At 73.4% G+C, this 19493-nt stretch carries 12 protein-coding genes and 1 pseudogene; 2 read left to right on the top strand and 11 right to left on the bottom strand.

Annotated elements, in window-relative coordinates:
* Nucleotides 1-15: 15 nt before the first annotated feature.
* The 4 genes from FGW37_RS09310 to FGW37_RS09295 all read right to left on the bottom strand — a co-directional run bounded on the left by FGW37_RS09310 (nucleotide 16) and on the right by FGW37_RS09295 (nucleotide 4892).
* Nucleotides 16-1653 (bottom strand): glycoside hydrolase family 13 protein, encoded by a 1638-nt coding sequence (locus FGW37_RS09310; protein WP_179080642.1) that lies wholly within the window; start codon nucleotides 1651-1653, stop codon nucleotides 16-18.
* A gap of 126 nt (nucleotides 1654-1779) precedes the next feature.
* The gene (locus FGW37_RS09305; protein ID WP_179080641.1) at nucleotides 1780-2646 is read right to left on the bottom strand and encodes a sugar ABC transporter permease; all 867 of its coding nucleotides are present in this window, start codon (nucleotides 2644-2646) and stop codon (nucleotides 1780-1782) included.
* The gene (locus FGW37_RS09300) at nucleotides 2643-3584 is read right to left on the bottom strand and encodes a carbohydrate ABC transporter permease (protein ID WP_179080640.1); all 942 of its coding nucleotides are present in this window, start codon (nucleotides 3582-3584) and stop codon (nucleotides 2643-2645) included. Before FGW37_RS09300 ends, FGW37_RS09305 begins: the two co-directional genes overlap by 4 nt.
* 6 nt (nucleotides 3585-3590) lie before the next feature.
* A complete protein-coding gene (locus FGW37_RS09295; RefSeq protein WP_179080639.1) occupies nucleotides 3591-4892 on the bottom strand; it encodes an extracellular solute-binding protein in 1302 nt (433 codons plus the stop codon).
* Between the two features lie 258 nt (nucleotides 4893-5150).
* On the opposite strand from FGW37_RS09295, the pseudogene FGW37_RS09290 reads away from it, so the two are divergent.
* Nucleotides 5151-6539: pseudogene (locus tag FGW37_RS09290) on the top strand (alpha-amylase); the annotation flags it as partial.
* 220 nt (nucleotides 6540-6759) lie between these two features.
* Entirely contained in the window at nucleotides 6760-9330 is a 2571-nt protein-coding gene (gene pulA, locus FGW37_RS09285) for a pullulanase-type alpha-1,6-glucosidase (protein ID WP_246430326.1), read from the top strand.
* 4 nt (nucleotides 9331-9334) lie between these two features.
* On the opposite strand, the gene FGW37_RS09280 is transcribed toward pulA, so the two are convergent.
* From FGW37_RS09280 to FGW37_RS09250, 7 genes are all read right to left on the bottom strand, one after another.
* The gene (locus FGW37_RS09280; RefSeq protein WP_179080637.1) at nucleotides 9335-10051 is read right to left on the bottom strand and encodes a TetR/AcrR family transcriptional regulator; all 717 of its coding nucleotides are present in this window, start codon (nucleotides 10049-10051) and stop codon (nucleotides 9335-9337) included.
* Between the two features lie 84 nt (nucleotides 10052-10135).
* Complete coding sequence (locus FGW37_RS09275) at nucleotides 10136-12079, bottom strand: hypothetical protein (protein WP_179080636.1); 1944 nt, start codon at nucleotides 12077-12079, stop codon at nucleotides 10136-10138.
* A gap of 68 nt (nucleotides 12080-12147) precedes the next feature.
* Nucleotides 12148-12951, bottom strand: a complete 804-nt coding sequence (locus FGW37_RS09270; RefSeq protein ID WP_179080635.1) for a tyrosine-protein phosphatase — start codon at nucleotides 12949-12951, stop codon at nucleotides 12148-12150.
* Nucleotides 12952-13127: 176 nt separating this feature from the next.
* On the bottom strand, nucleotides 13128-16280 hold the full coding sequence (locus FGW37_RS09265) for an alpha-N-acetylglucosaminidase (RefSeq protein ID WP_179080634.1): 3153 nt from the start codon (nucleotides 16278-16280) through the stop codon (nucleotides 13128-13130).
* Between the two features lie 93 nt (nucleotides 16281-16373).
* Nucleotides 16374-17066, bottom strand: a complete 693-nt coding sequence (locus FGW37_RS09260; RefSeq protein WP_179080633.1) for a LuxR C-terminal-related transcriptional regulator — start codon at nucleotides 17064-17066, stop codon at nucleotides 16374-16376.
* Nucleotides 17067-17183: 117 nt separating this feature from the next.
* Nucleotides 17184-18479, bottom strand: coding sequence for a sensor histidine kinase (locus tag FGW37_RS09255; protein ID WP_179080632.1), 1296 nt, complete (start codon nucleotides 18477-18479; stop codon nucleotides 17184-17186).
* Between the two features lie 201 nt (nucleotides 18480-18680).
* Nucleotides 18681-19241 carry a winged helix-turn-helix domain-containing protein gene (locus FGW37_RS09250; protein ID WP_179080631.1) on the bottom strand — a complete coding sequence of 187 codons (561 nt, stop codon included), beginning with the start codon at nucleotides 19239-19241 and terminating at the stop codon, nucleotides 18681-18683.
* Between the last annotated feature and the right edge of the window lie 252 nt (nucleotides 19242-19493).

Here is a 19493-nt window from a genome sequence, read left to right as displayed (position 1 = left end):
CTTACCGGTCGCATTTCAGACTGCCCACCAAACACAGGAATCGACGGGGATACGGACCGTACCACCGGTGAATTCCAAGGCGGCCGTGGCCAGCACCGGGCGTCCCGGCACCGGCATCCCCACTTCCTCCCCGCGCGTGTTCAGCGTGCACACCAGGCCCGGCCGGGCGAAGGCCAGCACGCCCTCGGGCGCCTCCAGCCACGTCATCTCCCCGTCGCCCAGCCCCGGCAGCTCGTGGCGCAGGGCGAGCGCCGAGCGGTAGAGCTCCAGCGTGGAGCGCGGGTCCCCGGACTGCGCCGCCACCGACAGCTCCGCCCACTGCTCCGGCTGCGGCAGCCAGCTGCCGCCCGGCCCGAAGCCGAACGGGGCGGCCTCGCCCGACCACGGGATCGGCACCCGGCAGCCGTCGCGCGTGCCGTCCTGCCCGTCGCCGCGGAAGAACGCCGGGTCCTGGCGCACCTCGTCCGGCAGGTCCACGACCTCCGGCAGGCCCAGCTCCTCGCCCTGGTAGACGTACGCCGAGCCCGGCAGGGCCAGCATCAGCAGCGCCGCCGCCCGCGCCCGCGCCAGGCCGCGCTCCCCGCCGCCGTAGCGCGTGGTGTGCCGCACCACGTCGTGGTTGGAGAGCACCCACGTCGTGGGCGCGCCCACCGACCGGGTCGCCGCCAGCGAGTCGTCGATCACCGTGCGCATCGCGCCGGCGCCCCAGTCGCAGGTCAGGAACTGGAAGTTGAACGCCTGGTGCAGCTCGTCCGGGCGCACGTACAGCGCGAGCCGCTCCGAGGTCGGCGCCCACGCCTCCGCCACGCCGACCCGCTCACCCGGGTAGGAGTCCAGCAGCCGCCGCCAGGCGCGGTGGATCTCGTGCACCCCGTCCTGGTCGAAGAAGGGCAGCACCTGGGCCCCGATGAGTTTCGCCTGCTCGCTCAGCCCGATGTCCGGCAGCCCCGGCGCCTTGACCATGCCGTGCGCGACGTCGATGCGGAAGCCGTCCACGCCCAGGTCCAGCCAGAACCGCAGCACGGACTCGAACTCCTCGCGGACCTCCTCGTTCTCCCAGTTGAGGTCCGGCTGCTCCGGCGCGAACAGGTGCAGGTACCACTCGCCGGGCGTGCCGTCCGGGCGCGCCGTGCGCGTCCACGCCGGGCCGCCGAAGACCGACTCCCAGTCGTTCGGCGGCAGTTCCCCGGCCGCGCCGCGGCCCGGCCGGAAGTGGTAGCGCTCCCGCGCCGGACCGCCCTCTCTGTCGGCGAGGGCCGCCCGGAACCAGGCGTGCTGGTCGGAGGTGTGGTTGGGCACGATGTCGACGATCACCCGCAGACCCAGCCGGTGCGCCTCCCGCACCAGGTCGTCCGCGTCGGACAGGTCCCCGAACAGCGGGTCCACGGCCCGGTAGTCCGCGACGTCGTAGCCGCCGTCCGCCTGCGGCGAGGCGTAGAACGGCGTGAGCCACACCGCGTCCACGCCCAGCTCGGCCAGGTACGGCAGGCGGTCGCGGATCCCGCGCAGGTCGCCGATGCCGTCGCCGTCGCTGTCGGCGAACGAGCGCACGTACACCTGGTAGATGACGGCGCTGCGCCACCATCCCTCGGATACGGCCTCGGACGGGGCGGCGGCGGCCGGGCGGACGGAGGGCGCGAGGTCCTGGGTCATGTACGTCCTATCGATTCGGTTGCGGAGGCGGAAGCGGTGGATCCCGTGGGATCCCGTGGATCCCAACGGGTCAACGACGGCGGGCGGACAAGGTCAGCGGGTGCCGGTGCCCGGTGCCGGTGGCGGTCAGCCCTTGGTGCCGCCCGCGGTCAGGCCGGCCACCAGGTGCCGCTGGGCGACGAAGAACACCAGGGCCGCCGGAATGGTGATCAGTACGGCCGCGGCCGTCATCAGGCCCCACTCGGCCTTCTGCTGGCCGACGAACGTCTGCAGGCCCACGGCGAGGGTGTAGTGCTCCTCGCTGCTCATGAACTGGGTGGCGAAGGCGACCTCGCCCCAGGCGGTGATGAAGGAGTAGAAGCCGGTGACGGCCAGGCCCGGGCGGGCGAGCGGCACGATCAGCCGCCAGAACGTCCCGAAGGGGGTCAGCCCGTCCACCCGCCCCGCCTCGTCGATCTCGACGGGGACGGTGTCGAAGTACCCCTTGAGCATCCACGCGCAGAACGGCACGGAGATCGAGCAGTACGTCACGATCAGCCCGGTGTAGGAGTCCAGGAGTTCCAGCTCACCGAGAATGTTGTACAGCGGCACGATCAGCACCGCCATCGGGAACATCTGAACGACCAGGAAGGTCCACATCAGCGGCCGGTGACCGGGGAAGCGCATCCGCGAGACGGCGTAGCCCGCGGTCGCCGCGATGAGCACGCCGAGGACGGTCGCCCCCAGTGCCACGATCACCGAATTGCCGAACCACGTCAGGAACTTGGTCTCGCCGAGGATGTGGCTGTAGTTGGAGACGTCGAAGCCGACCAGCCGCGTGGGCTCCTGCCAGCCGTCGCGCCCCCGCAGCGAGACGAAGACGATGAAGGCGACCGGGAAGACCGACACCAGGCTCGCGACGGCCAGCGCCGTGTGCAGCGCGGCCGACGCCGTGCGCGAGCGCTGCTCGCGCGGGCGGTGCCGGAGGGGGCGTACGGGCTGGGCGGTGCTCATCGCACGGCCTCCTGTCGGGTGAGCATCCGGCGGTAGAAGACGGCGAAGACCAGCAGCAGCGAGAGGATGAGGATGCCGTACGTGGCCGAGCCCGCGTAGTCGCGGACGCCCTGGAAGGCGAGCCGGTAGGCGTACGTCACGAGGATCTCGCTCTCGGAGCTCGCGCCCTGCCCGATCAGCAGGTAGATCACCTGGAACATGTTGAACGTCCAGATCACCCCGAGCAGGATCACCGTCCCGCTCACGGTCTTCAGGCCCGGCAGCGTCACGTGCCGGAACCGCTGCCATGGAGTGGCGCCGTCCATCTCCGCGGCCTCGTGCAGCTCCCGCGGGATGGACTGCAGCCCGCCCAGGATCGCGACCATCATGAACGGCACGCCCAGCCAGACGTTCACCGCCACCGCCGAGACCTTCTGCAGCGTCGCGTCGCCCAGCCAGTCCACCGGGTCCATGCCCAGCTTCGTCAGGAAGGCGTTGAGCACGCCGTACTTCTCGTTGAACATCAGCCGCCAGGAGAAGGTGGCGACGAAGGCCGGCACCGCCCACGGCAGGATCAGCAGCACCCGGTACAGCGCCCGCAGCCGCATCGGCCGGTTGAGCAGGAGGGCGAGCCCGAGACCGAGCGTGTAGTGCAGGAACACGCACGACGCGGTCCACACCACCGTCCAGCCGAGGCGGGAGTAGAAGTGTCCCTCCTGCCCGGAGAGCACCTTCCAGTAGTTGTCCAGGCCCACCGTCCGGTAGGTCGCCTCGATGTGGTTGACCCCGATGGTGCGCGCGACGTTCGCCTCGTTGGCATCGGTGAAGGACAGGTAGGCGCCCTTGCCCAGCGGGTATCCGACGAGGACCGCGAGGACGATGACGACGGGCAGCACCATCGCCCACGCGTACCAGTGGGTGCTGAAGGAGCGCCGGACCGTGGTGACGACTGTGGCCATCAGGCCCTACTCCTCGATGCCGTAGTCCTTGAGGAGCGCGGACTGCCAGGCCTTCGCCGTGGCGTCCAGCCCTTCCTTCGGCTCCTCCTTGAGCGTGAGGATCTTCGTGTAGTGCTGCAGCCAGTCCGTGAACAGGTCGCCGCCCTGCGGGATCGCGGGCCGCGGGTGGGCCTTGTCCAGCGCCTTGTGGTACGCGCTGCGCACCGGGTCGGCCAGGACGTCCTTGGTGTAGGCGGACTTGCGCGTCGGCAGCACGCCCACGCCGGTCGAGGCCTGCTCCTGCTGCGCGGCGTCGGTCATGAAACGCGTGAAGAGGTAGGAGGCGTCGAAGTTCTTCGAGCCGGCGTAGACCACCAGGTTGTGGCCGCCGACCGGCGCGCCCGCGGTGCCCGTGGAACCGGCCGGGATGTTCGCGATGCCCAGGTTGTCCTTGGACTTGTACGCGTCGCCGCCGAAGATCTCCTTGGTCGCCCAGGGGCCGTCGATCAGCATCGCCAGCTTGCCGTTCTTGAAGTCCGTCTTGAGGGCGTTGTAGCCGTCGGTGCCGGCCGGCTTGGGCGCGGCGCCGGACTTCACCAGGTCGACGGCCGTCTCGACGCCCTTGCGGGACGCGGCCGAGGAGATGGTGATCTTCTTCTTGGCGACGTCGACCATGTCGCTCTTCTCGCCGTAGAGGAAGGGCAGCGAGTAGTAGCTGTCGGGGCTGAGGCCGATGCCCTCCGCGCCCGTCTTCTCCTTGATCTTCAGGGCGGCGTCCTTGACCTCCTGCCAGGTGGCCGGGGCCTTGTCGACACCCGCCTTCTGGAACAGCTCCTTGTTGTAGAGCAGTCCGAGGGTGTCGGTGACCTGCGGGACGCCGTACGTCTTGCCCTGGTACGCCGCGTTCTTCAGCGGCCCTTCGAGGAAGTCCTCGGGCTTGTCGAGCGCCGGCGTGCCGGTGAGGTCCTTGAGGTAGCCGAGCTGGGCGAAGCCGGGCGTCCAGCCGACGTCGGAGCGCAGCACGTCCGGCGCGCCCTTGCCGGTGGCGGCGGCCGTCTTGAACTTCTGCTGGGCCTGGTCGAAGGGCACGTTGACGTACTCGACCTTGATCTTCGGGTACTTCTGCTCGAACGCCGAGACCAGCTTCTTGAACGCGGGCGCCTCGTTGGTGGCGTCCGAGGTGTCCCACCAGGTCACCGTGCCGCTCACACCGCCCGGGTCGCTCGCCGCCTTGGCGCCGTCGTTCCCGCCCCCGCCGTCACCGCCGCACGCGGTCGCGGTGAGTGCCAGCACACCGACGACGGCAGCGACCGATATGCCTCTTCGCATATGGATCTCCTCATGAAGGAGGCCGACCGTCGCGGGCGGCCCCGAGCTGTGGAGGAACGTAACAGGCTGCAATCTCTTGCGAAAGGGTTTGCAAGAACGAAACGGCGAGATTTCTCGGTGGTAACCGTCTCGTGTCCCAGGGGTTGACCGGCCGTTACCCGGCTCGTACGGTCTCGTGCGCAGCAGGTTCCGGTTGGCTTGCGAACGGCTTGCGCAAGAACCTTCATTGCTGCACATCCCCCACCCCAGGAGCTCCGCATGCCTGCGACAGCCCGAAGAATCCTTTCTGTGACATGTGTCCTGGCGGCCGCCGTCACGGTCTGTGTCCCCCGGGCGGAGGCCGCCGCGCCCGGCGGCAAGGACGTCACGGCCGTCCTCTTCGAGTGGAAGTACGACGCGGTCGCGAAGGAGTGCAAGGACGCCCTCGGCCCGGCCGGTTACGGCTACGTCCAGGTCTCCCCGCCGCAGGAACACGTGCAGGGCCCGCAGTGGTGGACCTCGTACCAGCCGGTGAGCTACGCGATCGCGGGCCGGCTGGGGGACAGGTCCTCCTTCACGAATATGGTCGATTCATGCCATAGCGCGGGCGTCAAGGTCGTCGTCGACGCCGTCGTCAACCACATGGCCGCCGGCTCCGGCACCGGAACCGACACCGGAACCGGCGGCTCCGCGTATACGAAGTACGACTACCCCGGTACGTACCAGCGCCAGGACATGGACGACTGCACCGCCGTCGTCAGCGACTACCGCGACCGCCGCAACGTCCAGGACTGCGAACTCGTCGGCCTCGCCGACCTGGACACGGGCGAGGAGCACGTGCGCGGGCGCATCGCCCGGTACCTGAACGACCTGCTCTCGCTCGGCGTCGACGGCTTCCGCATCGACGCCGCCAAGCACATCCCCGCGACGGACCTCGCGGACATCAAGTCCCGGCTGAGCCGGAGCGGCGTCTACTGGAAGCACGAGACCATCCACGGCGAGGGCGAAGCCGTCCGGCCCGAGGAGTACCTCGGCACCGGCGACGCCCAGGAGTTCCGCTACGCGCGCGACCTCAAGCGGGTGTTCCAGCGCGAACGGCTGGCCTACCTCAAGAACTACGGCGAAGGCTGGGGCTACCTGCCCGGCGGGCAGGCGTCCGTCTTCGTCGACAACCACGACACCGAGCGCGGCGGCGACACCCTCAGCTACAAGGACGGCGCCGACTACACCCTGGCGAACGTCTTCATGCTCGCCTGGCCCTACGGCTCGCCCGACGTCCACTCCGGCTACGAATTCACCGATCGCGACGCGGGGCCGCCGAACGGCGGGGCGGTGGGGGCCTGCTGGCAGGACGGTTGGAAGTGCCAGCACAAGTGGCCGGAGATCCGGAGCATGGTGGGCTTCCGCAATGCGGTGCGGGGGGCGGCGGTCGGCGACTGGTGGGACAACGGCTACCAGGCCATCGCCTTCGGGCGCGGTGACAAGGGCTATGTCGTCGTCAACCACGAAGGCTTCGCCCTGACGCGCACCTTCGAGACCGGGCTTCCCGGGGGTGACTACTGCGACGTGCAGAGCGGGCGACGAGTGACCGTGGGCCCGGACGGCCGCTTCACGGCGACCGTGGCGCCGAACACGGCGCTGGCGCTGCATGCGGGCGCGCGTACGTGCGGTTGATTTTCCCCTACCCGCCCCTTCCCGAACCGGGGCTCCGCCCCGGCCCCCGCCCGGCGGTCCGAAAAACCAAGGCCGGCCACTTCTCAGCCCGTCCGGCGCTTGAGGACGAGCGCGTTCAGCGCGATACGGGGGTCCGGGGGCTTGCCCCCGGTTACGGGATGGGGCGGGTCAGGGGAGATCCCAGTCTCTGACCTCAGCCAAGGAGCAGCCTTCCGTGAAACGACTAGCCGCATTCGTGGCGGCCGCGATCGCCTTCCCCCTCGCCGGAACCGGCGTCGCCCATGCCACCACCCCACCCCCGACAGGGGCAAAGGTCCAGTGGATCGACCGCACCACGGTCGCCTGGCCCAAGGGCCTGGGCGACCCGTCCCGCCCCCACCACCTCCTCCACACCGGCGGCAGATTCACCCTCACGCCGACCCCCGGCGGCCTCACCCCCGCCCAGCGCACGAAGTACCCCCACCTCGCCGGATACGACGCCTACCGCGTCCGCGCGACCCCCGCTCAGGAGCGGGCCGCACTCAAGGGCGCCCTCACGGCCGTCACCGGCGACGTCGCCACCGGCGTCCAGATACCCGGCGTGCTCGACGACCTGTACGCGTCCGCCGCCGGCAAGGCGGCCCTCGGCCCGGCCTTCCGCGACGGCCGGCCCACGCTCTCCGTCTGGGCCCCCACGGCCCGCCGGGTGGCGCTCGAACTCGACGGCCGCACCGTGCCGATGCACCGCGACGACGCCAGCGGGGTCTGGAGCGCGGCGGGCGGCCGCGACTGGACCGGCAAGCCCTACCGCTACGCCGTCACCGTCTACGCCCCGGCCGCCGGCAAGGTGGTCACCAACCGCGTCACGGACCCGTACTCCACGGCCCTGACCGCGGACTCGGCCCGCAGTCTCGTCACCGACCTCGCGGACCCGGCCCTGGCCCCGGCGGGCTGGCGCGGCCTCCGCAAGCCGAAGGCCGTTCCGCTGCGCGACGCGCAGATCCAGGAACTGCACGTCCGGGACTTCTCCCCGAAGGGCGACTACCTCGCCTTCACCGACCGCTCCTCGCCCGGCATGAGGCACTTGGCGTCGCTCGCCGGCGCCGGCACCTCCTACGTCCACCTCCTGCCGGCCTTCGACTTCGCGACCGTCCCCGAGCGGCGCGCCGACCAGGCGACCCCGCCCTGCGACCTGGCCGCCCTGCCGGCCGACTCCGACCGCCAGCAGGACTGCACCGGCAGGACGGCCGCCCGCGACGCGTACAACTGGGGCTACGACCCGCTGCACTACACCGTTCCCGAGGGCTCCTACGCCTCCGACCCGGACGGCCCCGGCCGCACCCTCGAGTTCCGGCGGATGGTCCAGGGGCTGGCCGGTGCCGGGCTGCGGACCGTCATGGACGTCGTCTACAACCACACCGCCGCCTCCGGCCAGGACGACAAGTCCGTCCTCGACCGCATCGTGCCCGGCTACTACCAGCGCCTCCTGGACGACGGCGGCGTCGCGACCTCCACCTGCTGTGCGGGCACCGCCCCCGAGCACGCCATGATGGGCAAGCTCGTCGTGGACTCCGTGGTCACGTGGGCGAAGGAGTACAAGGTCGACGGCTTCCGGTTCGACCTCATGGGTCACCACCCCAAGGCGAACATCCTGGCCGTGCGCAAGGCCCTCGACGCCCTGACCCCGGCCCGGGACGGCGTCGACGGCAAGTCCGTGATCCTCTACGGCGAGGGCTGGAACTTCGGCGAGGCCGCGAACGACGCACGCTTCGTCCAGGCCACGCAGAAGAACATGGCCGGCACGGGCATCGCCACCTTCTCCGACCGGGCCCGCGACGCCGTCCGCGGCGGCGGCCCCTTCGACGCCGACCCCCGCGTCCAGGGCTTCGCCTCCGGGCTGTTCACCGACCCCAACGGCGCCCCGCAGGGCACCCCGGCGGAACAGCGTGCCCGGCTCCTGCACGCGCAGGACCTCATCAAGGTCGGCCTGACGGGCAACCTCGCCGGCTACCGCTTCACCGACTCCGCCGGCCGCAGCGTCCGCGGCGCCGACGTCGACTACAACGGCTCGCCGGCCGGCTACGCCGCCGCGCCCGGGGACGCCCTCGCCTACGCCGACGCCCACGACAACGAAACCCTCTACGACGCGCTCGCCTTCAAGCTCCCGCAGGCCACCTCCCCCGCCGACCGGGCCCGCATGCAGGTCCTCGCGATGGCCACGGCCGCGCTGTCCCAGGGGCCGGCGCTCTCCCAGGCCGGTACGGACCGGCTGCGCTCGAAGTCGCTGGACCGCAACTCCTACGACAGCGGTGACTGGTTCAACGCCATCCACTGGGACTGCGCCGCCGGCAACGGCTTCGGCCGCGGCCTGCCCCCGGCACGCGACAACGCCTCCAAGTGGGACCACGCCCGGCCGCTCCTCGCCGACCCGGCGCTGAAGGCCGGCTGCGGCCCCGTCGAGGCGGCCTCCGCCGCCTACCGCGACCTGCTGCGGATCCGTACGACCGAGAAGGCCTTCGGCCTGGCGACCTCGGGGGCCGTCCAGGAGGCCCTGTCCTTCCCGCTGTCCGGCCCGGACGAGACGCCCGGCGTCGTCACGATGCGCCTGGGCGGCCTGGTCGTCGTCCTCAACGCCACCCCGCAGCGGCAGGACCAGCGCATCGCGGCCCTCGCCGGCCGGCCCTGCGCCCTGCACCCGGTGCAGGCGGCCGGAGCGGACGGGACCGTCAAGGCCGCTGCCTGTGCACCCGCGACGGGCACCTTCACCGTCCCGGCCCGGACCGTCGCCGTCTTCAGGGCCGGCTAGCGGGTCAGGACGGCTGGGGCTGGGGCTGAGGCTGGGACGCCACTCCGCCGAGCCGGTTCACAAGGTCGGAGAACGGCCCGTGGACCGGCTCGTCCTCGAGGATGCGGTGCAGGACGGCCGCCATGTCGTCGTCGTAGGCGGCGCTGACGGCCGCGAGCGCCGCGAAGGCGTGGACGAGCTGCAGTTCCAGCTCGCCGCGCGGGATGCGCCGGCCGTCGAGCCAGAGCAGGGCCGTGGTCTCGGTGAGCGAGATCCAGGACCGGAGGGCGAGGTCCAGGCGCGGGCCGGGGGCGGGGATGCCCAGGTGGCCGAGCATCTGGGCGTACGCGGCCCGCCGCACCCCGTCGATCATGGCGCAGGTCCTGCCGGAGCCCGCCGCGGGGCCGCCGCGCATGAGGGCGGCAAAGCCCGTGCCGTGCTCCTCCACGTAGTCGAAGAAGCGGCGCATCACCCGCAGCAGGCGGGCGCCGAGGGGGCCCTCGCGGGGCTCTTCGAAGAGGGCCGACAGCTCCTGCGCGGCGCGGCTGAGCGCGGCCTCGTAGAGGCTCTGCTTCCCGGGGAAGTAGTGATAGACGAGCGGCCGGGATATCCCGGCCGCGGCTGCTATCTCGTCGATGGAGACGTCGTCCGGGGAACGGTGGCCGAACAGCTCGAGAGCGACCGAGATCAGCTGCTCACGGCGCTGCTCGACACCCATCCTGCGACGTATCCCGGTCTTCATGGCGGTCATCTTAGGGCAGACCGGAAACCGTCATTCGCCTCTGGTTTCCGGCCTGCTGACCCCGTTTCAGCTGCTGGAGCGCGGCTATCGCAGAGTGGAAATCCGCCGTCCGTCGGCGAGGAGCGCGCTCAGCTCGGCCTGCGCCCCGGCCTTGGCCGGAACCGCCAGCCGGTCGCCGGGGGCGCTGCCGCGGACCCCGCCCGAGGCCGTGACCGACCGGACGCCGTCGCCGCCCGCCGCCGCCAGGGCGTACCACGTGCCGGCGGCGGACTTCCACAGGACGCCCGCGAGGACGTGCGGGTCGCGGGTGCCGCAGGCGGGGGTGTCCTCGGCCCGGGCGACGACGGTGCTCGGCGCTGCGGCCCGCGCGCCCGGCACCTGGAAGAGGCCCAGTGCCCGGCTGCCCGCACCCCGCCAGGTCTCGGCCCGGGCGCACGTCCACTCGGCGCTGCCGGCCCCGCCGGGCAGCTGCTGCACCGCGTACGGCCAGGCGTTGACCGTGCGCACGCCCTGGCCTCGCATGGTCTGCAGGTGGCAGGCGGTGTGGGCCCAGCCGGCCCGGGCCCGGTCGCTGACGTCGCGCGGGGCGGCGGGCGTGCCGGCGGTCAGGCGCGCGGGCGTCAGCTCGCCCAGGTCGGTGACGAGGCGGCCGCCCATCTGCAGGGCGGGCCAGCCGTGGCAGTCGCTGGTGGGGGCGGGGCTGGGCGTCGGGTCCGTGACGCCGTCGGCGCCGCGGCGGAGCGGGATCGGCGCCTCGCCCGGCTTGAGGAGGTCGCGCACGGAGACCTCGTCGACCCAAGGGGCGGTCAGATAGCGGACGTTGTTGTCGGCGCGGCCCACGACGACGGCCGTCGCGGAGTCGGCGTCCGCGGCGTCGGTCCGGGCGAAGTCCAAGGCGGCGGCCCCGCCGTCGCCGCTCTTCGACTCGGCGTAGCGCACGACGCGCAGCCCGTCGTGGAGCAGGACGACCGCGGCCTGGCCGACCTCGCCCGCGTACAGCAGCTGGGGCGGGCCCGCGGCCGGCCCGGACGGGGTGCCCGGCGTGGCCGTCACCTGGACCGAGCGGCCGGGCCGCGCCCACACGGCGAGGGCGCGGTGCAGCAGCTCGCGGTCGCCGAGGCGGTCGCCGCGGGCGGGCCAGGCGGCGAAGCCGGGGCGGTCGGCGGTCTTCCAGGCGTCCGGCGCCGCCTTCGTCAACTTGGCGGGGTCCAGGGCCTGTTGCGCCGCGGCGTTCTGCGCGTAGGGCGGGGCGGCCGCGCCGTCGGGGCCCCAGCCGTCTCCCGGCAGCCCCAGGAGTATCCCGCACACCGCGGCCGCCGCCACGGCCGCGAGGGCCGCCCGGGTGTGCTGGCGGCGGCGCATCAGGTCCGTCGGCCGGGCCTGCAGGGAGCAGGGGTCGAACTCCATGGACTCCAGCAGCGAGGCGTCCCGGCTGCCGGCGGGGGCGCGCACCCCGTCCGCTTCGAGGACCGCGGCCCCGGGGTCCTCCACCCCCGCCGCCGCCAGCACCTGGCGGACGTCACGGTCGGCGGGCAGCTCCAGGGTACGCAGGACGTACGCCGCGCGGCCGGGGCCCGACAGGGCGGCCAGGGCCTGGTCCAGCGCGAGCTCGTCGGCACCGCCCGAGCGCGGGAACAGCCGCAGGCCCCACACCTGCGGCAGCAGCGGAGGCAGCTGGCCGGGGCGCGGCAACTGCCAGCGCCCGCGCGGCCGGCCGGCCTCCAGCGCCGCCCGCAGGACCCGCAGCCGCACGTAGGCGTAGCCGGGGTCGGCGGGGGAGCCGTCGGGGCCGCGCGGCGGCGGCACCTGCAGACCGGACTGCTCGCCCGCCGCGACGCGGTTGCGCGGCAGCGCCCGCTGGGCGAGGGCGTGCGCGGTCAGCACACGGCGGTTGCGGCCCAGCGACGGCGGCAGGACGAGATACCCGAGGCGCACCAGGCGCGGGTAGTGCTCGATGAGCGCGGCCTCGGCCTGCTCGACGTCGACGGGGGAGGGGAGGGGGCGGGGGGCTGTTGCTTGCTGCTCCACGATCCGTAGAACGAGTGAATGGTGAGATGGTCACCTCACCCTTGGGTGGGGCCACCGGTGCTGCTGCGTCAGGCGATGCAGCGCGCGCGGATGCGGTCGACGGCGTCGTCGGGGAGGCCGAGGCCGTCGCGGACGTAGGCCTCCACCCCGCCGTAGGCGCGGTCCATCTCCTCCAGCGCCGCCGTGAGGTAGGCGGAGCGCACCCCGAGGATCGCGTCGGCGATCTCCGGGTCGCCGCCCGCCGTCGTAAAGCGGTCGATGAGCGGGGCGAAGGCGGTGCGCACGGCCGGGTTCACCGCGAGGTACTCGGCGCGGACCGTCTCCTCGTCCGCGCCCAGGAGCAGCAGGATCACGGCGGTGGCCCAGCCGGTGCGGTCCTTGCCCGCCGTGCAGTGGAAGAGCAGCGGGCCGCAGTCCGGTTCGGCGAGCGCGGACAGCAGGCGGCCGTAGGCGGAGCAGGCGGACCCGGCGGAGACGAAGGTGCGGTACGAGTCGCACAGCAGCTTCTCGGCCTTGCCGTTGCCCAGGTGCTCCTCGGCGACGGCGGGGTTGCCCAGCACGGAGTCGAGCCTGGCCGGCACGTCGTCGCCGGCGGCCGCGCGGGCCGCCGCGCTGTCGGCCATGACGTCCGCGACGATCAGCCGGGCGCCGTGCGGCACCTGGTCGGGCCGCTCCTCGCGCTCGTGCTCGGTACGCAGGTCCACCACCGTGTGGATGCCGAGGGCGGCGACCGCCGGGTCGGCGGCGGGGTCGAGGCGGTCGAGCTGGCCGGAGCGCAGCAGCAGGCCGGGGCGGACGGCGGAGTCGCCGGCCAGCGCGATGCCTCCGAGGTCGCGGAGGTTGATGATCGTCGAGGCGTCGAACTGCGGCATGCGGGCGTCTCCTGTGTCTGTAGCGCACAGCGTGTCTGATATTGCTTAGATATCTACCGTTTATCTACCGTTATTGTGCCGAACGGAGAGCGAGCCCGCGCCCGCACCCCGGCCCCGGGCCGATTCCCGGGCCCGGGAGGGCCGCGAGCCGGACACGCACGGCGGCCCCGGCCGGATTACCCCTCCACGGCCCAGTCCGCGAACTGCGCATGCCCCCGCGCCCCGCTGCCGTCGTTGCCCGCCGTCAGGAACAACCCCACGTCCTGCCACGCGGCAGCGCCCCGCACCGTCGCCGTGGCGACCGGGAGCCACGCCTCGCCGTCCGTTGCGTACTCCGCGTCGAACGTGCCGGCCGCGGTGCGCGTGAGGCGCAGGGAGACCGGGGCGCGGATGCCCTTCACCTGGCGGTAGGCGTCGAACGTGCCGTCACCGTCGGCGTCGTAGGACAGGACGACGCCCTGCCCCGGCGTCACCGCCAGGTTCACGGCCCCCGCCGACCACGGCGTGCCGAGGGCGTTGCGCACGATGATGCCCGTACGCGCCCAGCTTCCCGTGTCCGTCTGGCTGAGGACGCGCACCTGGGCGGCCGCGCCGGCCGCCAGCGCGCCCGCCCGGTACACCGCACCGAATTCCTCGGTCCGTCGCCACAGGTCGTCGCCCGAGCCGTCGATCGCGAAGCGGTCCGCGCCCAACTGGCCGAAGACGGCCGCGTTGTTGGTGAACGTCCGCCACCCGGGGGCCAGGGGGCCGCCCAGGAAGAGCGTTCCGGAGCGCACGGCCCGCACCGGCTCCTCGCCCTGCGGCCCGTAGCGGGCGCTCACCTCGTACGGCAGGGGCTGCAGCGGCCGCTCCAGCGGGACGGCGGGGGCGGTGACGCGCCAGCGGGCCGAGCCGGTGGCCCCGGGGTCCAGGCGCGGCAGCGACGTGGGGCCCTGCGCGGCGGCCGCGAGGCCGGAGACGGCGAGGTCGACGGGCCCCGTGGCGCGGAAGCCGCTGACGTTGGTGAGGGAGACGGCGAGCGCCGCCGTGCCGCCCGGTACGACGGCCGCCGGCTCCAGGACCGCCGCGAGCGCCCCCTGGTAGGGCGCGGCCGCCAGCGTGTCCCGTACGCGCACCGCCGTGCGGTACGGGTCGCCCACCGGCCGCTGCGCGTGCTCGGTGCGCTCGCGCGTCCAGAACTCCTCTATGGCGTACCAGTCGACGGCCCGCGGCGCCCGCCCGGCCCGCAGGGCGTCCTCCAGCTCCTCCAGCCAGCGGCGCCACCGCGGCAGGTAGAAGTCGCCGATGAGGCCGTGCCAGTCGCGGCTCGCGTAGTCGTGCAGCTTCCCGCCGTCGGAGGTGCTCCGCCCGCCCCACACGGTGACGAGGACGCGCGCGGTGCGCTCCAGTTCGGCGGCCTCGCCGGGGTCGGTGCCCATGGCCCGGGCGGCCGCGGTCCAGGGGCCGAGCAGGAACGCCTTGTGCGTCCCCGCGATGTCGTCGGCGAGCCGCATGAGCTTCAGCCACAGCGCGGACAGGGCGCGGAAGGAGGCCAGGTCCTTGCGCGCGTACGCCTCCTTGAGCTGGGGGAGGAGCTGCCGGCTGCGGTGGGCGACGGCCTGCCGCGCCACGTCGACCAGGTCGTGGCGGTAGGTGTCGGCGCCGCGCAGCCCGGCGGCGACGCCGAGCAGCGAGGTGAGGACGGTGTCGAAGCGGGCCGGGTCGTAGGACGGGGCGCTCGGCGCGTACTCGGCGGCGCGGTCGGCGCCGAGGGCCGGCCGGGCGGCGAAGAGGCTGTCGTGCGGGTCGCTGCGTCCGGGCGCGCTCTGCCGGTAGGCGGTGTCGCCCAGCACGGTCCACGCCTCCCGCGCCGCCTCGTCCGCACGGCCGTAGCGGAAGCCGGCGTACGCGCCGAACCACCGGGCCCTGTCGGGCGCGCGCTCCAGCCAGGCCAGCTCGGAGAAGTACTCGAAGGCGGCGGGGTCGCGGTCGGCGCCCTCCGGCATGAACGCCGTGCCGGCCAGGGCGCTGCCGGGCTTGTCGCGCCACGCGAAGAACTTCTCGTCCCACACGTGCGTCTTGGCGCCGAGCGTGGTCCGCCCGCCGAAGTTCGGGATGCTGCCGAAGGCGTACGGGGTGCCGCCCCAGTCCTTCTCGCGGTCGGTGACGCCCTTGAAGCGGTCGGAGATGCCGTCGACGATCAGCATCCGCTGCCGGTCGACCGCGCCGAGCAGCTCGGGCAGCGGGTTGTCCTCCCAGCCGAGGATCACCCAGGTCGCCTCGGGGTGCGCGGTGCGCAGGGCCTGCTCGACGGCGCGGGCGGCGGCCGCGACGGGCACGTCGCCCGCGGCGCCGCCCTCGTGCAGCAGGTCCATCTTGAAGTGCTGCGCGGGGCCGAGGAGGCGTTCCTGGTGACGGTAGAAGGACGCGGCGACGGCGGCGAACGCGCCGGAGCGCGGGTCGAGCCAGTCCGGGCGCCGGAATCCGTGCCAGATGCCCTGCGGGACGACGCGCGCGTCCGCGTTGCGCGCGGCGAAGCCCTCGGGAACGGAGCCGTAGTAGCCGGGCAGGACGGGCGCCATGCCCAGCTCGCGCAGCCGGGCGGTGATCCGGGCCCCGAGGGCGGCGCGGGCGTCGATGAGCTTGCGGCTGAGCGGGCCGCCGTAGCCGCTGAGGTTCTGCAGCAGCCACCACGGCTGGTGGGAGGGGGCGGGCAGCCAGCCGCGGGCCTCGGCGTCGTCGTAGCCGAAGTCGCGCAGGACGCGCTCGTAGACCGCTTCGTGCCCGCTTATCACCAGGACCTCGTTGCAGCCGTGCAGGGCCAGGACGTCGATCATCCGCTCCCAGTAGGCCCAGTCGGCGTACGGGAAGGTGTAGCCGTCGTTGGTGTCGTTGAGGGCGAAGCGGTGCCGGAGTCCGGTGGATCGTTTCAGCGGGCGAGCCGGGGCGGGCAGGCTGCGGGGCAGGCCGACCTGGCGGGCGCTCCAGGTGATGTGCGCCCCGCACACGTACTTGAGGTACCAGTGCACCCCCGTCAGCAGCACCGCCGGGCTCGTCCCGGCCACCTCGATCCGCCCCGTGCGGCCGGTGACCTCGAACCGGTCCCCGTCCCCGTCCCGGTCCCCGGCGGCCGCGAGCGGGGTGAGGCGGAACTGCTCCGCGTGTCCGCCCAGCAGCCGTACGAGCGCCGCCTTCGCGGGGGCGGTGTCGAAGGGCGCGCGGGCGGCGGCCCGGGCGGGGGCGCGGGAGGCGAGGGCGGCTCCGGCCCCGACCGCGCCGGCGGCCCCCAGCAGCAGGCGTCTCGACGGGTTCGGCTGATCGGTCGACTGAACGGCCGGCTGATCGGTCATGGCGCTCCCCACTGTGCTGAATGCGACAACGGACGCGTGCGCGGCGCACGTTAACCGGCGTCACATGCGGGAGCAACGGGACGCGCTCGGCGTTCAGCCCCGCCCGGGGTGCCGGTGGGCCGGTCGGCCCCGGCCGGGATCGCCCCGGTCGAGGTACGCCAGCACCGCGAGGACGCGGCGGTTGTCGTCGTCGGAGGGCGGCAGGCCGAGCTTGCCGAAGATGTTCGACGTGTGCTTGGCCACCGCCCGCTCGGTCACCTGCAGCTGCGCGGCGATCGCCGCGTTGGACCGGCCCTGCGCCATCAGCTCGATCACCTCGCGCTCGCGCGGCGTCAGCCGGCCCATCGGCCGGTCCTGCTCCCGCCGGGACAGCAGCTGCGAGATGACCTGCGGATCCATGGCGGTGCCGCCCGCCGCGACCCTGCGGACCGCGTCCACGAACTGGCCGGCCTCGAAGACCCGGTCCTTGAGCAGATAGCCGACCCCGCCGCTGCCGTCGGCGAGCAGCTCCCGCGCGTACAGCTGCTCCACGTGCTGGGACAGCACCAGCACCGGCAGGCCCGGCGACTCCCGCCGCGCCGCGAGGGCGCACTGCAGGCCCTCGTCGGTGAACGACGGCGGCAGCCGTACGTCCACCACCGCCACGTCCGGCCGCAGCTCGGCGAGGGCCCGGGAGAGCTCGGGCCCGCTCTCCACGGCCGCGGCGATCTCGAAGCCGTACGCCTCCAGCAGCCGGACCAGACCGTCCCTCAGCAGGAACAGGTCTTCGGCGAGTACAACGCGCACGGGAACTCCATCATCGGCGGCGCCCCTTGACAGCCCGGCGGGCGGGGGACGGTGCGCGACCATCGTCGCCGATCCGGCGGGGGCGCAGGGAACCGGCCCCGGCCGGCGGCCGGTTGCTCAGCGCAGGGAGCAGGGGATCTCCATCGTCACCACCGTGGGGCCGCCGACCGGGCTGCTGACGGCCAGGGCCCCGTCCAGCGTGCCGAGGCGGCGCTCGACGCCGGCGAGCCCGGAGCCCGCGGCCGCGCCCGGGACGTGCGTGCCGCCCGGCGCGACGGCCCCGCCGCGGCCGTCGTCGGTGACCGCGATCCGCAGCATGCCCTCGGCGTGGTGGACGTCGACCCACACCTGCCGGGCGCCCGAGTGCTTGGCGGCATTGGTGAGCACCTCGCTCACCGCGAAGTACGCCGCCGTCTCGACGGGCTCCGCGGCCCGGCCCGCCAGCTCGACGTCCACCTCGACGGGCATCCGCATCCGCAGCGCGAGGGCCCGCAGGGCGTCGCCCAGGCCGCGCTCCGCGAGCACCGGCGGGTGGATGCCGCGCACCAGGTCGCGCAGCTCGGTAAGGGCCTCGGCCGAGTCGGCGCGGGTCGCGGCGACGAGCTGCTTGGCGCGGGCCGGATCCGTCTCGATCAGCGCCTCGACGGTGCCGAGGCTCATCCCCATCGCGACCAGGCGGGCCTGCGCCCCGTCGTGCAGGTCCCGCTCGATCCGGCGCAGCTCGGCGGCGGAGCCGTCCACGGCGTCGTGCCGGGTCTCGGTGAGCCGGTCCACGCGCTGCGCCAGCTCGCGCTCGCGGGCGGTCGCCGCGCCGGGCGCGAGCAGCGTCCGGGCCAGCAGGAAGTCCGCGCGCAGCAGCGGCCGGCTGACGAAGAGGGCCAGGACGGCGAAGCCCACCCCGAGCCCGGCCGCCAGGTTCGCGGTGAACTGGTCGGTGACCGGGAGGAACGCGTACCACTGGGCGCCGTCCGCCCGGACGATCGGCTTCCAGACACCGAGGGCCAGCACGAAGCCCCAGGGCAGGTAGAGGAAGAGGGTGGGCGGCAGGAGGGCCAGGAAGGTGCCCGCGATCGCATCCACCGGCAGCCACAGCAGGTCGCGCCAGGTGGCGGGGTCCTTGAGCAGGGCTGTACAGAACTCCACCTGACCCGCAAGACCGGGGCGCCGGGCGGGCATGGGCCGGTACGGCTCGGGGATCTCCACGCCCGCCCACGCCTGTGCCTGGCGGCGCCGCAGCGATGCATGGGCCCGTACGCCCGCCAGCGCCACGGGGGTGGTGAACAGGCCGATCCCCAGCACCATGAGGACCAGCGACACCAGGGTGAGCGCGAAGAGCAGGATCGACATCGCCATGCCGAAGATCGCCAGCCACAGGCCGCGGGCAGCGGCCAGCGGGGCGTTGATGATCTTCATTTAGTGTTCCCCCGAGTACGTTCCCGGGCCCGTCCCTCGGACCCGGGAACCATTCTGGACGGCCGCGGCATGATCGTCACTGGGGCCACCGCCCCGGGCCGGGGTGTACCTAGCCCCCCTCTGACCTCGGTTTTCGGCTGCGGGGGAAGCCTCAGGGAGGGCTCGGGGGGGGGGCTCAGAGGCTCGGGGAGGGGGAAAAGATCAGTAGCCGACCGGCGGTGCGTACTTGTAGCCGACGCGGCGGACGGTGACGATCGAGGCGCGGTGCTCGGCGCCCATCTTGCGGCGCAGGCGGGCCACGTGCACGTCCACGGTCCGGCCGTCGCCCACGTGCCCGTAACCCCACACTGTGGTCACCAACTGGTCGCGGGTGTGCACCCGGTGGGGGTGCGCGACGAGGTGGGCCAGCAGCTCGAACTCCAGGTACGTGAGGTCGAGCGGGCGCCCGGCCACGCTGGCCGTGCGCTGCTCCGGGTCGATGCTCACCAGCGCGTCCCCGTGGCCGGCGGCGGGCGCGGCCTCGGGGGCCTGCCGCTGCTCGGCCGGCACCAGCACCAGGTAGCCGATCATCGGCGGCTGGCCCGGCAGGGTGGGCAGGGTGTGCTGCGGCGCCGGCATCCAGGTGGCCGCACCGGAGTGCAGCAGCTCGGCGACCGGCGGCACCTCGTCGGGCGCGACGGCCCGGAGCCGGTGGCGGTGCGCGGTAGGGGAGGCGGCCGGGACGGACGGGGCGGGCACGGTGAGGGTACGGAGGTTCGTCATGGAGAGCTCAGCTCTTTCGCGCGAGAGACCGTCGAGGGGACGTGCGTGTGCGCGGGGCCGTTGGCCGGAACCGGAGACCGGCGGCTGACTTCGACGTGGGGGTCAGCGGGAGGAGAGGGCCTGCGCGGAAGTCGCGCGGCAACACACTCGGTCGAAGTCGTCGTGCTGACGGGAAGGCCAGAAGGGCTCGAGGTCGCTGCGACCCGTCGCGGTGTTCTGGAAGCTGGCCATGCCCCTATTGAAGCATGACCT

This window comes from Streptomyces rectiverticillatus, assembly GCF_013394065.1.
GTDB classification, from domain to species: domain Bacteria; phylum Actinomycetota; class Actinomycetes; order Streptomycetales; family Streptomycetaceae; genus Streptomyces; species Streptomyces rectiverticillatus.
Note: the sequence above shows the minus strand (reverse complement) of the source record. Positions and strands in the feature narration are given on the sequence as shown.

Excerpts from the sequence above, each read along its gene's own strand:
- FGW37_RS09310 (WP_179080642.1), bottom strand. The coding sequence starts at position 1,653 with ATGACCCAGGACCTCGCGCCCTCCGTCCGCCCGGCCGCCGCCGCCCCG.
- FGW37_RS09305 (WP_179080641.1), bottom strand. The coding sequence starts at position 2,646 with ATGAGCACCGCCCAGCCCGTACGCCCCCTCCGGCACCGCCCGCGCGAG.
- FGW37_RS09300 (WP_179080640.1), bottom strand. The coding sequence starts at position 3,584 with ATGGCCACAGTCGTCACCACGGTCCGGCGCTCCTTCAGCACCCACTGG.
- FGW37_RS09295 (WP_179080639.1), bottom strand. The coding sequence starts at position 4,892 with ATGCGAAGAGGCATATCGGTCGCTGCCGTCGTCGGTGTGCTGGCACTC.
- FGW37_RS09280 (WP_179080637.1), bottom strand. The coding sequence starts at position 10,051 with ATGAAGACCGGGATACGTCGCAGGATGGGTGTCGAGCAGCGCCGTGAG.
- FGW37_RS09270 (WP_179080635.1), bottom strand. The coding sequence starts at position 12,951 with ATGCCGCAGTTCGACGCCTCGACGATCATCAACCTCCGCGACCTCGGA.
- FGW37_RS09265 (WP_179080634.1), bottom strand. The coding sequence starts at position 16,280 with ATGACCGATCAGCCGGCCGTTCAGTCGACCGATCAGCCGAACCCGTCG.
- FGW37_RS09255 (WP_179080632.1), bottom strand. The coding sequence starts at position 18,479 with ATGAAGATCATCAACGCCCCGCTGGCCGCTGCCCGCGGCCTGTGGCTG.
- FGW37_RS09250 (WP_179080631.1), bottom strand. The coding sequence starts at position 19,241 with ATGACGAACCTCCGTACCCTCACCGTGCCCGCCCCGTCCGTCCCGGCC.